Genomic DNA, 17,714 nt, shown 5'->3' on the forward strand with positions numbered 1-17,714 from the left:
TGAAAGTATAACTACTCAACTTTTAGTTTCACCTGAATACTTTGTTTTCTGCTATCAACCAGTTGTAATAGATGTATTCCAGAAGGGATTTGACTAATATCAATTTGCACAAGCCCATTAATGGCAGAAACACCTTTTTTAAGTAGTTGTTTTCCAGAAACATCCAATAGGCTGACCTGAATACTTTCTGCCATATCTGAGCAATCAATATTTATTTGATTAGTTGCAGGGTTTGGCCATACTTTCACTTTATTGTGTTTGAAATTAAGTTCCCCAACCAGAGTAGCACATTTTAAACTTAACTCTTCGATGATTTGTAAATCATCTAAATAAGCGCCTCCTTGAGAATTTTGCGGTCGCCAAAAAAAGAGTTTGATTTGCTCAGCTCCTGCTTCGCTTGTGAAATTGAGAGTGTAAGTCGTATAATTGGTATCATCAATATTAATAGTGGAATAATTGTTTCCGTCCGGTTTTTGAATACCACATGTTACAGGTATTGTTGGGTTATCAACCTTAGCCTTAAATATCACCTTATAAGAAGTTTCTGGTTTTATCGATATCCATTGATAAGCAGATGCATTGCCGTCTAACTTCAAACTTATTAACCCTTCTGCAACTTCTGTATTCTCTTCGATTACTGTTTGCCATGTGTTCCAGGCATGCAAACCCTGTTCAAATGAAGGATTAAGGATGTAAGCAGTTTCTTTTAAAACCACCTCATCTAAAGTGGCTTTACCAACAGCACTTGGTGGTCTCCAATAGTATACTTTAACAGAGTCAGTATTGGTACCTGTGGTAAACATCAGCTGTTGTAAAGCAAATGAAGTATCATGGATATCAATATATTTATAATCTGAAATACCTAATTGAACCTTTACTGCAGGATCATTAACTTTGGCAAAGGCTGAAAGTGTATATGAGGTTGAAGGTTGGACTTGAACCCATTGGCTTGCAGAAGCATTACCATCCAGCTGCAAGGAACCATTTCCATAAACAGCTTCTGTGCCTGATTGAACACTATTCCATGTATCCCACTTATTTATACCACTCTCGAAATCTCCATTTTCAATTAGATTTAACTGGTCAATTTCAAATTCTATCATTGTTAGAGTGTTGGCTTTTATGGCGGCCAGGTAATTGCTATTGTTTTGCCACAAACTTATGTTCTGAAGAATTCCGGGATCTTTAAAGCGTACTGCTTGCTTCACCGATAAGATATCATAGCCACTTAAGGTAAATTCAACATTGGTATCAATGTCTTTTTTACTTAATAAAAAAACAATTGCACTATTGTTGTTGCGAATAACTGTTGAGAGCATGATATTATCATCGTTACAAGAACTTTCTACTAATTTACCATTCAGTGCATATTTATATAATCCAAATACTGTTGCTGTTGGATTAGGTACATAACCACCATCCGGGTCTACTAGAAAGCGATCATCACTATCAACGGTACCAGGCCATTGTGTTGACCATAATGAGGCAACTTCCATACCACCTTGCATCATTTGCATTTGCATTTCTGATTGCATTAAGGCAGTCTTAAATTTAGTGTGATGTGCGTCTGTTTGCCATGGTCCGGGACCAAGATTCCACTCTAAAGAGGCTATCTTAATATGTGGTTTGTTAAGTTGAGAAGTTAGATTATTAAAGTATTCTATTTCTTCAACGTAGGTGCCTCCATTATACCATTGGTTTTCAAATTGAATAGGAGTTTGCGATTTCCAGAGCTCCCAACTCGCTTCATCCCATCGCCAATACCAATGAATGTCAATATAGTCGATATTATCACCGGCAATATTCATTAAAGTGGCGAAACCATTATCTGTTCTTATTTTATTAGACCAGTTTGCAATAAGTTTAGCATCGGGGATGTATTTTTTAATAGAGTCAGCATAAATATTGATTTGCGCAGCATAGTTTGATGCTGACCAAGATTCTCCGTCATTGTCCGGGTCCTTATTATATAAGTTACCATTGTGATAGGTTTCATTGTCAAGGTAGAAATATTGCACATCAAATTGTTTAGCCTGACAATACTTGATTAAAGAAACAGCTTCATTTAACGCATCGTTTTGTCTGTTCCATTCCATGCCGGAACTCATATTTATACCAAGCATGGGTTCTACCTCCGAGGTATTACATAAATTGATGTATTCATCCAAATCCATGTAGTTAGCAGGAGAGGCATTATTAGCGGTATCGTAATTAGGATCCCAATTATCAGACCAGCCATTGCCATTTAAATCATTCCAGTGATAATGGGTGACGACAGTTCCACCTGGCCAGCGTAAAAAACTGGTGCCAACATCTTTAAATAGTTGCGCCATCCTGCCGTCTTCATAAATACTGTCGGCTTCATGTGAATATACTAAACCATGGCCTTGAATCATGGGGCTAATTGTATGCTTTTCGTGTGTGCCATTAATGGTAATTCGAACCTGAGCGTGCATAAACATGGAAAAGCATATGAAGCACGTAATTAGAGGTATATTTTTTTTCATCATAGGATTTGTATTTTATATTAAACAGAAAGTCCGTGCAGTTTGGTACTGGCACGGACTGTAACAAACGCTTATTTACTTGCGTACTATATGTTTGTATACTTGCGAGTAGTCATTGCCGCTCACCTTAATAAAAACCATGCCATTAATATAAGACGGAAGGGTAATTACCTTGTTCCCTGGTATAATAGGTGATGAATGGATGAGCTTACCATTTAAAGCATATATATCAACTTGCCCATTAGAAAGTTCGCTGGCCATTATATTGAATGTGCCATTACTAGGATTTGGAGTAATTCGTGTATCAATAACTTGGTGGTCGATATTTGTGGCAGTGGAGTATTCATACGCGCCAATGTCAGGATTGCCTGTTCTGCTTGTGCCATGAATATCGGTAGGGGTGGCCGTTGTTGCATCAGCCGCACCTATTGCTATACTTCCAATCTTGAGAGCTAATGTATGGATACCATTGCCATTATCTTGTAGAGGACCTAATTTTAAGTTAGACTCTGTAACGGCTGTATTACTTTCCCATGTGATACTATTTGCTTCATTTCGGATCTCCTCTAACCAGCACTTCGAAATAATATTGTTCTTAATTATTGATTCGGCAACAGGATTGGCACCACCGTCATATCCAAAGTCAACCCCTGAAGAAGATGCGTTAAATAGTATATTATTGGTTAATGTAGTGCAAGTACCAAGGTTAAAATAGATACCTTTTCGAACATCCGAACTGGTTGTGTTGTTAGTGATTGTGTTATTATTCAGGGATAATGTGGCTCCGTCGTTAGCCATTGCAATGGCTCCGCCTTTAGCATCAGAGTGGTTTCTATAGATCACACAATTTTCCATTGAAAGAGGTGTGCCAAAGAAGGCCAGACCACCTCCATTTTGTTTGGCTTTATTATCAAAAATAGAACAGTTTCTAATGGTAACTTTACCATAGCCGCCCACTCCACCTGCAGCTGCGTCTGTGAAATTATCATAGATATTGCAGCTCTCAAGTGTTAAGTTAGCACTAATCTGTGTGTTAATTCCACCACCTACACCACCGCTAATATTCCCATAACGAATGCTCATGTTTTTTAAGGTGGCTGTTACTGAAGTATTGATCAAGAAAACACGTTGATTAGGAGCCATATCTGTACCTGCTCCATCTGGTTTACTTGCAGTTGCCTGGATAATTGTTGAGGCAGCTGATTTTCCAATGATAGTCACGTCTTTGCTGACAGTAATATTTACTTCTGTATAAATACCGGCTTCAACGTGTATAATATCACCTGAGTTAGCTTCTGTTATTGATTTTTTAATGCTTGCCCAAGGTGATAGTTCACTACCAGTATTGTATTCGTCATCACCTGTTGTGCTAACATACCATGTTGTCTGTGCAACAGATAAAGAACTAATAATAGCCAATATGGCCAAAGAAAGGAGTCTTGATTTTTTCATATTTCTCAATTTAAATGAATGTTTTAATTCGATTTTTTGACAGAGTATTTAGAAGTAAAAGTAAATCAGGGCTAGTAAAGATGATGTTATATATGTGATTGAATAATTGTACGAAATGGATGCCAGTAGCACAAAATGACGAAATGTTAGCACAAATCAGATAAGTGTTGTGAGTGCTATTTTCTTGTTGTTTTGGGCAGTAGGATTATAGCTTCTTACAGCTATGTTTGCGGAAGAATTAACTGTTTTTGTGGATGAAAAAAATTATTAAGAGGAAGTTCTGGTTAGAAAAAATCATTTCAGCTGTAATCATTGGTGCATTGATTTATTTAACCATGATGGCTATAAAAATTTATCTTTAAACAATTAAATCCAAATTATGAAATTAACAAAAAGAGCTTTGCTATTGCTGTACATAGCGCTAGTATCCTTTGTAGATATCGGTGCGCAATATAAGGTGGATGGCATAGTAACAGATGACAAGGGAATTGCTGTGCCAGGTGTGTCTGTGATTGAAAAAGGTACCTCTAACGGAACGATAACTGACGTTAATGGTCGTTATCACATCGAGGTTAGTGGTGTGGTTGATTTAATTTACTCATTTATTGGCTTTAAAAGGGTAGAAAAAAAAATTAACGGAGATGCAACGATAGATATTAAGTTGATTCCAGATATGATAGGTCTGGATGAAGTGGTGGCAATCGGTTATGGTTCCGTTAAAAAGAGCGATCTGACAGGTTCGGTGACATCGGTTAAAGCCGAAGAGATTGCAAAGATGCCCGTTCAGTCATTTGACCGAGCATTACAAGGCAGGGCATCTGGTGTGCAAGTAAAAACATCATCGGCAGCTCCAGGTGGAAGTGTGAGTGTTATTATTAGGGGAGGTAACTCAATCAATAGTTCCATCCAACCACTATATGTTGTTGATGGTATTCCAGTAGATGAAGGAACCTTAAACTCTTTCAATCCTGAAGACATTGAGTCGATGGAAATTCTAAAGGATGCATCATCAACCGCAATTTATGGTTCAAGGGGTGCTAACGGTGTTGTGTTGATCTCGACTAAAAGAGGGAAGGAAGGTAAAGCAAGGGTAGAATATTCTAATTATTTTAAGTTCGAGCAGATTCAAAGTAGATTAGATTTGTTAAATGGTGAGGAGTTTGCTTTAAAATTTAATGAATGGCTTGTTAATACAGGAAGTGCTGCTGTTTATGTTGGTGAAAATCGGTATTTCCCATCTCCGGAGACGATTGGTAAGGGGACGGACTGGATTGAGCAGATTACTCAAACAGGTTTTGCTCAAAACCATCAGGTTAGTATTACAGGAGGAACAAAAGATGTTAAATATGCTCTTTCAGGTAACTATCTTGACCATGAAGGGGTTATTCTTGGAGGGGATTTTAGTCGGGGTTCTTTTAAAGTGAATACGGATGTAACGATTAATAATTGGTTATCAATTGGTAATAATTTAACCATCAGCAGGTACACAACAAATAGTTCTGGTGAGAATACTAATATGGAGTCTGGTGGAGGAACAATTAATGCCGCCATTAAGATGTCACCTGTTTTGCCAGTTTATGATATCAATGGGAACTATATGGCTAACAATTTCCCCGGAGCACAGGGAATTGAAAACCCCGTTGCTAATGCCAACGAAATAACTAATAAGCTTTTAACTGATCGATCTATTGGTTCTGTTTTTGCAAATTTAAAGCCAGTTAAAGGCTTGAATATAAAGTTAAGTTATGGTGTCGATATTCGTCATGTAAAAAGGTACAATTATAACCCCACGACAACAATTAGTGGCTCATTAGTAGGTGGTCGAGCGTCTTTAGACAATAATAAGATAGATCACTTTGTGAATGATAATATTGTCAATTACAAGACTAAATGGGGTATTCATACGATGGATCTGATGGCCGGATATTCCCGGGAATGGGAAGTAGGAGAATCGAGTGGCATGAATGGAATCGGTTTCCCATCAGATGTTTTGATGTATAATAATATGTCTTCTGCAGAGGAGTTTGGAGAACCTACTTCATGGAAAACAGCTTGGCAACTTGAATCATACTTTGGAAGGGTAAACTATACTATTGATGAGAAATACCTGTTGACGCTGACGGGACGTTATGATGGTTCTTCTAAACTTTCAAAAGATAATAGGTGGGCCTTCTTTCCTTCAGGAGCAATTGCGTGGCGTCTTTCAGAGGAAAATTTCGTGAAAGAAAACATGCCGGTAATTTCAAATCTTAAGTTAAGAACTAGTTATGGATTGTCCGGCAATTCTAATATCGGATTGTATAAATCACAAGTGATACTAGGAATAGGAGGTTATCCTTTTAATGAAGCAGTTCAATCTGCTGTTTATCCCAGTACTCTGGGTAACCCTGATTTAGGTTGGGAATATACCACTACAGCAAACCTAGGTGTGGATGTAGGTGTGATAAATAACCGTTTAAGCTTGTCCGTGGATGTTTACAAGCAACACACGCAAGATTTATTATGGAATAAAAAGCTTGATCCAATGTCTGGTTATTACGCTTCTATGACCAATGCTGGAGAACTTGAGAATAGAGGATTAGAGATTTCTGTATTTGCAGCAATCAGTGAAGGAGCCTTCAAATGGAATCTATCAGGAAATATATCCTTTAATAGAAATAAAATAATTGCGCTAGACGATGAAGCGAACCAATGGAAAGTTGGATTACCTGTCGGAGTTTTTAGAGGAAGACAGTTTGAAGGAATTTTCAGAGACTGGGATGAAGTATATGCCTATATGAACCCGGACGGAAGTCTGGTAATGCCGGCTGCTCAACCTGGTGATGTGAGATATGCAGACATTGGCGGGGCTTTGGATGAAAATGGCAATCGTATGCCCGATGGTAAGATATCAGGAGAAGACTGGACGATACTTGGAGATCCTAATCCCGATTTTATATTCGGAATAACGAATGATTTCTCCTTTAAAGGATTTGACTTATCTGTGTTCATTACAGGTAGTCAGGGTAACAATATACTTAACAAAACAGGTGGATATCTACAACAGGTGAGCAATATGCGTAATAATCTTGATCGAGTTGTATTGAACAGTTGGACACCTCAAAATCCCGATGCTTCTTTCATGCGTATGGGAGGTATAGGAAGCATGCCAAACATTGAAGATGGAAGCTATATCAAGCTTCAGAATTTGAATCTATCCTATAACATTCCGGTAAAGCGAATTAAAAGCATTCAGGCTGCAAGAGTTTTCGTGTCAGGGCAAAATCTAATAACCCTTACGAATTATTCAGGATTTGATCCGGATGTGAATACAGGAGGTAAAAGTGCTACTAATCTGGGAATAGATAATTCAGCCTATCCAATGCCAAGGGTTTACTCGATGGGAGTTAATGTCACATTCTAATCTTTTATAAAATCAGAGTTATGAATAATATAATCAAACAATATAGTTTTTGGTTGCTCATTATTTTGACGTCAGTTGCTTGTGATGATAGCTTTCTTGATGAAAAAATGTACAGTCAACTAGGTCCTGCGAATTTTTACAAAACTGAGGCAGATGCAATTGCGGCGTTAAATGGAGTGTATGATGGTTTTCAGAGTGATGACTACTATGGAAGAACAATGTGGCACTTGGCAGATTACCCCACTGAAATGCACTATAGTTTTTGGTCTGATGCTTTTGACCGATATACCTACGAGGATGATGAAAATAGCCGACTGTATCCTTTCTGGAATGCAGCATGGAGGATAAATAACCGAGCAAATACGGTAATTGATCGTGTACCAGCTATTAGCTTTAATAATGAGCAAATAAAAAAGCGAATTATTGGAGAAGCAAGATTTTTGAGAGCGCTTAACTATTTTAATCTGGTCCGTTTGTTTGGGCATATTCCTTTACTAACCTCTGAAACAACTTCGATTGTTGAGAATCAATTTATGGAGCAGGTTTCTAGAAATGAAGTTTATAAGCAAATAATTCAGGATCTGGAATATGCGGAATCGCACTTACCCGAAATGCAGGAAGAGGCAGGCAGGGCTACTTTGGGAGCTGCTAAGGCTTTACTGGGTAAGGTATATCTGACTATGGCTGGTTACGCACTTAATTGTTCAAGTGGAGAGCTGGAAAAAGGTGATGCGCGGTATTACCAGATGGCAGCCAATAAATTACAAGAAGTTATCGACTTAAATATTTATAAGTTGGAGCCTGTTTATGAGGATGTCTTTGATGTCGATAATCCAACTGGTAAAGAGGTAATATTTTCAGTTCAGTACTTGGCTGGAACGGGAGGATATAATGGAGGTGAAGGTAATTCCTGGACACCAATCTGGGTGCCAAAGGGGTCAGGTATTGCATTGGTCGAATGGAAATCAGCCGGAACGCCAATTACGTTCTTTAATTCTTATCCTGCTAACGATCAACGGAGAGATGCTTCGTTCATGACTTCATATATAGATGGTAATGGTGCTACTGTGGAATATCCAAATTCACCACTAGTGGCGCCCCATTTGCGTAAATTCTTAAGTGATATTCAGGAAGGTCCTGATCCAAGCTTTAGTGCCATAGATGGAAAAGATTATGGCTGCGATTTTCCGGTTCTTCGATACGCTGACGTTTTACTGATGTATTCAGAGGCGTTAAATGAATTGGGTGCAGTTAATAAGCGTTCGGGAATCAATGAGGTACGTGTTAGAGCAGGGTTGAATCCTGTAACCACAGATAATCAGGAAGAATTACGTCAGAAGATTTTACAAGAACGTAAATGGGAACTAACAGGTGAAGGTCACGGATGGTTTGATTATACACGTATGGGAGTGTTACTTGAACCTGGTAATTCGAATGGAGATAAATCGGGGTATTTGTTTCCGACACAACGCCATTATTTATATCCCATACCTTTCACGGCAAGCGAAATTAATCAGAATTTGGATCAGAATTTTGGATGGTAAAACTAACTAAACAGAAGATGATGAGATATTTAAAACATATAATAACTTTGGCTTTCCTGGTATTTTTCACTTTCGCCTGTGAGGAAGCAGAGCCAACCTTTGAAACACGATTGCCAGATTATCCGGCACCAACCATTGAGTTTATAGATGAAGTGTCAGATACTGTTTCCATTATGGTCGAAGATGGACACACTTTTTCGTTCCATCTAGAAGGTGAAGCTGGCCTTGTTGGGATGTTGTTAAACAACGAACAAGTGCATACTTCAGCCTATGGTCAGTTAAAAGAAGATGTAACATATACCTTTGTAATGCCAGATGTGGAAGATACTGCCCTAGTTTTCTCGGTAGTTGATGAAGATGGTATCACTGTTTCTGCTCAAAAAGTTGTCGCAAAAGGCGAAGGACGTTTAGCTCCTGAATTTTTGGTGACTGATTTTGGTGGTCCGTTGGTAGAGTTTGTGGATGAGCCAGTTCCTAATCAGGGTGGAGGTAACTTTGCCGCAAAAATTACCTCATCGGGCGACCACGAGATTGATAATTTTACCTTAAGAGCTCTTTGGCTATTAGATGAGGCAAGCTTTAATACCGTTTTTACCCTTAATGCAGATGCGCCGGAGGGCGAGAAGGCTGTAAAAGTGATTAAAAACAGTGGGTTTACAAATGTGATAGCAAATCTTGGTACAGCAATTCCTGATGTATATATTAATGATATTCTTATAGGTAAACGAGCATTCCAGTTTGATGTTTATTACGACAATTCAGCCGATCCTGATGCGCCAGGTGAATTGCCATTTGCATTAGCATTTGACCTTTATATGGCTAATTTCGGTAAGTATAAAAATGATAAAGCAGGTTTGTTTGAGACTTATACATCAACGCTTCCTTCTGCTAATGCTTGGCATACAATAACCTTGTCTGTAAAGGATGGCGGACGACATACAGGCGATGTAGCAGTGAATGAAGTAGATGCATTTAGTATTAAGCTTTCACCAGGATACAATACCCAGAATCCGTACTACATTAAGAATTTTAAGGTTGTTAAAGTTGACTAATTAGTAGGACAGTAGCCGTTTTTAAAGACCGTAGTCACACATAATTAAACTTGTTAAAAATGAATCAATTATTAATATATATTGCTGCACTAATACTAATTTTAGGATTCAATGCATGTGAAGAAGATACAATAGAGTCCTCGCAATTAAATGATACGACTTATGATATCATGGTGGACCTTAATGACGAGAAAGGGATTGTGAGCCCTTTATTAATGGGGTTTAATTGTATTTATTGTTTTGAAAAAGATGCCATGTGGGAAAATGGTTCGGGACAGTTACCTGAAATGTTTAAGCGCATGAATACTGGTATTCTACGTTATCCTGGTGGTGCAGTAGTGAACCGCTATCACTGGAATAACCTTAATGGACAAGGCTGGAAGGATAATTGGGATCCGAATTATGACTCGGCTAATGATATGCCATCAACTGAATTTATGGATGTGGATGAGTATATGACTAATGTGAATGCGATTGGGGCTGAACCAATGCTGGGAATTAACATGGGGTCAGGGCTGAAATATAACCGTGTACAGGATGGAATTGATGAAGCAGTTGCTCTAATGCAGTACTGTAAAGACCAGGGGTATGAAGTAAAGTATTGGTACTTAGATAACGAAGCCTACCATAAAGGAGCTAACTATACGATGACCCCTGAAGAATATGCAGAACAAATTAATTTGTATGTACCGGCAATGAAAGCGGTAAACCCAAACATTGAAACCATTGTTAATTGGGATAGCAAAATTTCCACTAGTTCAGCTGGTATGGAAAAACTTATTTCTATAGCAGGTGAGAATATCAATATCATGGAGGTGCACTGGTATTGGGAGTTCGGAACTTCCACTTTTAACAGGTGGATAAATAGTTACCCGATGAGTACTCAAAATCAATGGTACAATGGCTTAAGCTATTTTCGCGAGATAATGGAGTTTACACCTTTACTGCATCGTACAGGTCATACTCATATTAAACTGGCATCCAATGAGTGGAACCTGGGACCATCGCCCTCAGATGATGAAACCCCGTCTAAGTTTGAATCAGCTTTGATGTTATCGGAACAGTTTACTCAATTCATCGATGCAGGCTTGTTTATGGCCAACTTTTGGGGGGTACATTGGCCAACAGAAAATGCTTCGCCATCCGTAAATCGGTATTTATTGGATCCAACGGACAACTACAGGGAGAACCCTGCAACAAAAGTATTCGAGTTATTTGGCGAAGCCATGGGCAAAATGCAAGTTAGATGCTCGTCACTGATTAATGGCGTTTACGATGTAGCAGTGTGGGATGATGAAAGTGATCAACTAATCATATACCTTCTGAATAAGAATCAAAATGAGGTGCCTTTAAGTACAGGAATTGATTTAAAAGGTATTAATGCTAAAATGGTTACAGCTAAATCTTATGTTGGCTCAGAAGATGGTGTGACAGGTGAAATAATTCAAACTGTTGCAACAGTTGAGTCTTCGTCAAGGGTTAAGTTAAGCTTGCCTCAGAATTCCTTAACTAAAGTCGTTATTAAAAACTAAATGAGCTGACGAATACTTGCCGTTAAGGAACGATTCAAATATTCAACACTTATTATCGTTCTCCTATCAGCAAATGATAGGTAATTAATGTATTAGCATCCGTCTGTTCTGGCAGGTGGATGCCAAAAGTATCTCTATGAACATAATTAAGCATACCTTTTTTTGTCTGATATGGTTGGCTTTATGGCCCGTTCAGTCCTTTTCTCAGGATACTATTGTTGTGGATTTTAATGCAATAATTAAATCCGATATCCCAATTGGAGTTGCTTCTGCGAATTTGTGCTGGTTGCTCGATTCAGATGCCAAAAGACCTAATAATCATAAGTCATTTAGTGAAGCTATAAACGAATTGGGATGTGGCTCATTGAGATTTCCATACGGCCATTTGGCTGATAATTACCTGTGGCATACGCCTCCTTATGACAATGCACAAAAGGGTCTGAGACCTGCAGTTGCAACTAAAACGCAAACGCCAGCACAATGGGATTGGGCAACGAAAGAAGATGGGACATTTAAGTCAGCCATGGATTTTGATGAATACATGTCTTTGTGTACTCGTTTGGATATCAAACCGCTTGTTGTTGTAAATGCTTTGTCATTCAAGTATAAAGGAGGGCCAACTCTAGAGCAGTTGATTACTTCAGCTGCTGAGTGGGTTAGGTATGTTAAGGAGAGAAACTACCATGTAGAATACTGGCAAATTGGTAATGAAGTCGATCATCATCCGGAATATATTAGTTTGGAAGAGTATGTTGATGCTTACCAGCAAATTTCTGCTGCAATGAAAGCTGTTGACTCGGAAATAAAAGTGGGTCCTGGCATCCTGAGTAAGACGACATTTTTTAAAAGAATTATTTCACAAACCCCAGATTTAATTGATTTTGCTTCGTGTCACCAATACCTGTGGGCTTATAAGGAATCTTGTAGTACCTATGAGTTATGGAAAGAATATAATGACCCTTTTATTCCTAATGTTATAAAGATGAAGGATGCGGTGCATCAATCATCAAAACCCGATATGGAAATATTAATTACTGAAACCGGGGTTTCACCTTCAGGTCAAGGGATGGGGGATATTAATAACGTATATAAGGCTCTGTGGTGGTTCGAGATGTTGTCCAATGAGATTAATATGTCCAATGTATCGTACATTTATAACTGGGGTACACACTCTCCCTGGAAAGGATATACAGATGACGAAGCAGATGATGTATCTGTGCTATTAAGAATTGACAACAACGAACTCAAACCGACAGCTGAAATTATTAAATTAATTAATCAGAATTTATTAAATCATTGTGTTCGTACCAGCCATGCCTCAACATATCTGCGTAGTTATGCCAGTATTAATAGAAATCGTAAAGAGTGTAATGTTCTATTAATGAATAAGGATACCTCGCATTTAAAGGTGACTCTCCAACTCCAGAATATGCCCAAAAATTTAAGCGCCTTAAATCATGCTGTTTTGAAAGGAGAAAATCCAGATGATAGGGAACTTGATTTATTAAATTATCAGACCTTAAATGTAATAAATGAGGGTATTGCAGAAATAGTTTTACCTCCCTTATCTATTACGGTTTTAAACAACTATTAAAAGTAAGCACAATGAAATATATAGTTCTTTTTTGGGTAATGCTAATTCTCAGTCCTGTATATTCAGCAGATCCACCAATTAGTGATGGGCTAAGCATATGGCTTAAAAATGGCTCAGGCATAACAGAACAGGATGGAGGTGTTGTTTTATGGCAAAATCAGATCGGCAACAATTGTCATGCTGAGCAGAACAACCTAAACCTAACAGGTCAATTGATGTATGAAACTTACCCCGGGAAAGTAAATGTAGGCTTCACTGCGAATAACTCCTGTTTGCATCTTATCAATTCAAATCAGTTTTTTAGCAATCAGAGTTATACTGTTTTTTATGTTGGTAAAGTAGGCGATGTTAAAAATATTGCTTCATTATTGTGTAATTTCAGACCCAGCGCTGACTGGTCTTCTTATACCGGTTTTAGATTTGCATGCAATGCAAAAGAAGAGTTAGTTCTACAGTATGGAAATCCAAAGTGGACACAGGTCATATTATCTCAAATGTCACCAAATTCATTTTTTTATTTTGGATTTACGATAAATGAAGCAGGCGATTACCTTTACTTCGATAGTCAATCTGACGAGGTTTCTTCCGGTAGTATTATTGGCACAATAGAGCCCGGTGCTCTTGATCTGAATTTCAACCTCCACTTAACACCTTCTGGCAGTCAAACATATGATCATACCGAGGTGGCAGAACTCCTTACTTATAACAGGACTCTACCACCCGCCCAATTTGCAGAGATAAGAAATTGGTTAGCCGAAGAGTATTCTGATTTAAGCAATTCTGCTTTTGAGGTTTCTGAATTTACCCCAGTCGCAAGCACAGAGCTTTCTTCATCTGGTTCTATTTCATTAACCTTTTCTAAAGAGTTGAAACAACCGATTATCAACTACCCTGATGTTTACATCAATAAGGTTTTAGCTAATGATATTTGCTTGTGGACAACAACTTCGTCAACAACCTTAAATCTTAAACCAAATAGCAGTTGGACAAAGGGTGACTTAGTTTCTGTTGTAGTTAATCCATTGCTAGAGTCTGCCGATGGGAGCCTTTATGAAGGTGTTCGAGCTGAATATGAGTTTATTGTTGAGACTGAGAATGATTTTGGAATTGAACATGTTGAGATTCCTACTATTGCCACTAGAAACGATGGCACTCATAATATTCCGTTAAAACTTGTTTTACCATTGAGGAGGAATGGGAAAGTACCAGTCCACTTTTGGGTACACGGTGGAGGTTGGAATGGAGGTACCCTTAGTAACTCCTATGCAAGTAATAGTCCTCATGCCGAGTACCTGGCAGCCAATTTGGGCATTGCCAACATTGGTATTGCATATCGATGCAAAGGGTCCAATGGCGACTTTACTCAGGCTATGGAAGATATTGACGCAGCTTATCAATGGGTGGTTGAGAATGCTGATACGTATAATTTAGATATAGGTAACTCATTTTTTAGTGGTGGATCAGCAGGTACACCATTGGCCTCATTAGTTGCCCAAAGATATTCAAGCACTAAAGCTTTTGTTGGGTTTAACGGCATATATAATTTTGTGGATAACTACGGGCCTTGGGGCACAGGAAATGATTATGGACAGCAAGAACCGTCTGCCACCCAAAATTCAGCCTATTATAATTTAAGGACAAATCCACCTGCAACAATATTGATACATGGAGATGCAGATGCAACGATTAGTCATCAGCAGAGTATTCTTTTTGCCCAAAAGATTAATGATAGTGGAGGTGATGCAACAAGCATTATTTATGCTGATGAACCCCATGCTTTTTTTAATCCCGGTTGGGAGCAGTATGAAGATGTCTTGTTTGAGATGGTTACTTTCCTGAAGCGTAATGGTATTTATCAAACTGAAGATATTGCTGCTGATATTAATATTGGTGTTAATGAATTTGAAAAACCATACGTGCTAGCATCAGATATCTCAACAACCAGTTGGACTATCAAACCAATAAATACAGAAATTAAAGTTAGGATATATAATACTTCGGGACTTATAGTTTATGAGAATCTAAAGGTGTGTTCCCTTACCCCAATAAATATGAGTTCTCAGCCCGCTGGAGTATATATCATAAGCCTTGAAAATGGGGAGTACACCTTTACTGAGAAAATTCTGAATTTATAACATACTTTTTTGTGCTAAAAATTATAATGATGAAATATACGATAAGTTTAGTGGTTCTTTTTTTGATAACCTGTTATAGCCTGGGGCTTGAGAAAAGGGAACGATTGTCTTTTAATCAGAACTGGCGTTTCAGTTTAGGCCAAACCGGTAATGAAAGTTTGTATGATTTTAATGACACAAATTGGAGACACTTGCATCTTCCACACGACTGGGCCATAGAAGGTCCCTTTGACGAAAAACATGATGCACGGACAGGAGGCTTGCCTGTCTCAGGAACTGCATGGTACCGTAAGCGTTTTACGCTCGATAAATCTTATCAAGGCAAAATCGTCAACATGGAGTTTGATGGAGTTATGAACAACGCTGAAGTGTATATAAATGGGCAGCGAGTTGCGCACAGACCTTTCGGTTATATAGGATTCGAGGTAGATTTGACACCTTATGTTAACTTCGGACAGGAAAATGTGGTGGCGGTAAAAGTAGCGCCGGAAGAGTTGTCTTCCCGATGGTATCCGGGTGCTGGTATATATCGAAATGTGTGGATGGAAATTAAGAATCCTGTACATGTAGCACATTGGGGTACATACATTACAACACCACAAGTTTCTGAGGAAGAAGCTCAAGTTAATATTGCAACAACCATTGACGTGGCACCTGATATGGCGGGTAGTTATAGTCTTCTATCCCGGATAATCGATAAGGAAGGTACAATTGTGGCTTCAAGCGAATCAGATATAATAATTCATGACAAGCAAGTAACAGTTCAGCAAATAATTAACCTGCAATCACCACATTTGTGGGACTTGGACAATCCATATTTATACCAGTTGGAGTCACTGGTGAAAAAAGATGGAAACACGGTCGACACTTATAGCTCAACTTTTGGAGTCCGTTCTATTGAATATTCCAATGCAGAAGGATTCTTACTAAACGGTCGTCAAGTACGTTTTCAGGGAGTATGCCTGCATCACGATTTAGGGCCCTTAGGCGCTGCAGTGAATTATCGGGCGACTCAGCGTCAGCTGGAAATTATGAAACAAATGGGAGTGAATGCGATTCGTACAAGTCATAATCCTCCGTCCCCAGAACAGATTGAATTATGTGATAAAATGGGCATCCTGGTTCAGATAGAAGCGTTTGACTGTTGGAAAGCACCAAAGACTGAAAATGGGTATCATAAATACTGGGACGATTGGCATGAGCGCGACTTAAGAGATATGATTAAGCGTGACCGCAATCATCCATCGGTGGTGATGTATAGCATAGGTAACGAAATTGTGGAGCAGCGGTTGTCTCGAGGTGGTGAGCTTGCCAAATCATTAACAAAGATATGCCATGATGAAGACCCAACCAGGCCAGTAACCGCTGGATTTAATATGTATCCGGCATGTGTAAACAACGGATTGGCAGGTGCTATTGATCTTGTCGGATTTAATTATAAACCAACACAGTATGATAATCTACTGGGCAAACATCCGGATTGGATTGTATATGGCTCTGAAACATCATCGTGTGTAAGTTCAAGAGGTGTTTATCATCTGCCGTTGGATAATTACGATAAACACGAATCTTTACAAGTAAGCAGCTATGACATTATCAGTCCACCATGGGCATATCCTCCAGATTTTGAGTTTTATGCTCAGGAAACAATGACTCGTTCATTAGGTGAATTTGTATGGACCGGTTTTGACTATTTGGGTGAACCAACACCTTATAACGGACAGGATAACCATACACATGGTAAGTGGACAGGCGACTGGCCATCGCGCAGTTCATACTTTGGTATTGTCGACTTGTGTGGTTTTCCAAAAGATCGTTTTTATCTATATCAGAGTGTTTGGACAGATGAACCAATGGTGCATATTCTACCACATTGGAATTGGGAGGGTACTCAACATGATAGCATTCCGGTATTTTGCTACACCAACTGCGATGAAGCCGAATTATTCCTGAATGGGCAGTCACTTGGTAAAAAAGTAATGGGTGAAGACAAAACAACCATTCCATCAGTCTTTAACTGGTGGAAGAAACCACAAACAACCTGGGACTCACCATATCGACTGAACTGGAAGGTGAAATTTGAGCCTGGTGAATTGAAAATAGTGGCATATAAAAATGGAAAAGCTGCGGCAATCAAAACAATTGTTACAGCTGGAGAACCAGCCCAAATACGATTAATACCTGATAGAAAGGTAATAGAAGCTGATGGCTATGACCTATCATTTATAACGGTACGTATTGAAGATAAGCAAGGCAATTTTTGTCCTTTAGCAGATAACCTGGTGCATTTTGAGGTGAAAGGGCCTGCAACCATTGCCGCCGTTGGAAATGGTAATGCTGCTACCACTGAACCCTTTCAAGCTAATTACAGAAAAGCATTCAATGGTTTATGTATGCTTATAATTAAAAGTGAAAAGGGCAATACAGGCAAGGTCAGCATCAAGGCTTATAGCGATGAGCTTAAAACAACTAATGTACAGGTTGAAACAAGATAA

Annotated in this window: 9 protein-coding genes; 7 read left to right on the forward strand and 2 right to left on the reverse strand. The window is 38.7% G+C overall.

What is annotated here, in order from left to right:
• Positions 1 to 11: 11 nt before the first annotated feature.
• Together ACSX1H_RS08390 and ACSX1H_RS08395 are read right to left on the reverse strand one after the other, a co-directional pair.
• Positions 12 to 2,510 (reverse strand): carbohydrate binding domain-containing protein, encoded by a 2,499-nt coding sequence (locus ACSX1H_RS08390; protein WP_439183401.1) that lies wholly within the window; start codon positions 2,508 to 2,510, stop codon positions 12 to 14.
• A 72-nt stretch (positions 2,511 to 2,582) separates the two neighbouring features.
• Entirely contained in the window at positions 2,583 to 3,959 is a 1,377-nt protein-coding gene (locus tag ACSX1H_RS08395; RefSeq protein ID WP_439183402.1) for a right-handed parallel beta-helix repeat-containing protein, read from the reverse strand.
• 379 nt (positions 3,960 to 4,338) lie between these two features.
• Here ACSX1H_RS08395 and ACSX1H_RS08400 point away from each other — a divergent pair, with 379 nt between their 5' ends.
• The 7 genes from ACSX1H_RS08400 (at position 4,339) to galB (ending at position 17,714) form a co-directional block, all read left to right on the forward strand.
• Positions 4,339 to 7,362 (forward strand): SusC/RagA family TonB-linked outer membrane protein, encoded by a 3,024-nt coding sequence (locus tag ACSX1H_RS08400; protein WP_439183403.1) that lies wholly within the window; start codon positions 4,339 to 4,341, stop codon positions 7,360 to 7,362.
• A gap of 20 nt (positions 7,363 to 7,382) precedes the next feature.
• Complete coding sequence (locus ACSX1H_RS08405) at positions 7,383 to 8,906, forward strand: RagB/SusD family nutrient uptake outer membrane protein (protein ID WP_439183404.1); 1,524 nt, start codon at positions 7,383 to 7,385, stop codon at positions 8,904 to 8,906.
• Positions 8,907 to 8,923: 17 nt separating this feature from the next.
• Entirely contained in the window at positions 8,924 to 9,958 is a 1,035-nt protein-coding gene (locus tag ACSX1H_RS08410) for a hypothetical protein (protein ID WP_439183405.1), read from the forward strand.
• A gap of 59 nt (positions 9,959 to 10,017) precedes the next feature.
• The gene (locus tag ACSX1H_RS08415) at positions 10,018 to 11,490 is read left to right on the forward strand and encodes an alpha-L-arabinofuranosidase family protein (RefSeq protein ID WP_439183406.1); all 1,473 of its coding nucleotides are present in this window, start codon (positions 10,018 to 10,020) and stop codon (positions 11,488 to 11,490) included.
• Between the two features lie 136 nt (positions 11,491 to 11,626).
• Positions 11,627 to 13,084 (forward strand): alpha-L-arabinofuranosidase family protein, encoded by a 1,458-nt coding sequence (locus ACSX1H_RS08420; RefSeq protein WP_439183407.1) that lies wholly within the window; start codon positions 11,627 to 11,629, stop codon positions 13,082 to 13,084.
• Between the two features lie 11 nt (positions 13,085 to 13,095).
• Positions 13,096 to 15,219, forward strand: a complete 2,124-nt coding sequence (locus ACSX1H_RS08425) for an alpha/beta hydrolase fold domain-containing protein (RefSeq protein WP_439183408.1) — start codon at positions 13,096 to 13,098, stop codon at positions 15,217 to 15,219.
• A gap of 29 nt (positions 15,220 to 15,248) precedes the next feature.
• Entirely contained in the window at positions 15,249 to 17,714 is a 2,466-nt protein-coding gene (gene galB / locus ACSX1H_RS08430; RefSeq protein ID WP_439183409.1) for a beta-galactosidase GalB, read from the forward strand.

The sequence above is a fragment of the Carboxylicivirga taeanensis genome (assembly GCF_051851475.1).
Lineage (GTDB): Bacteria > Bacteroidota > Bacteroidia > Bacteroidales > Marinilabiliaceae > Carboxylicivirga > Carboxylicivirga taeanensis.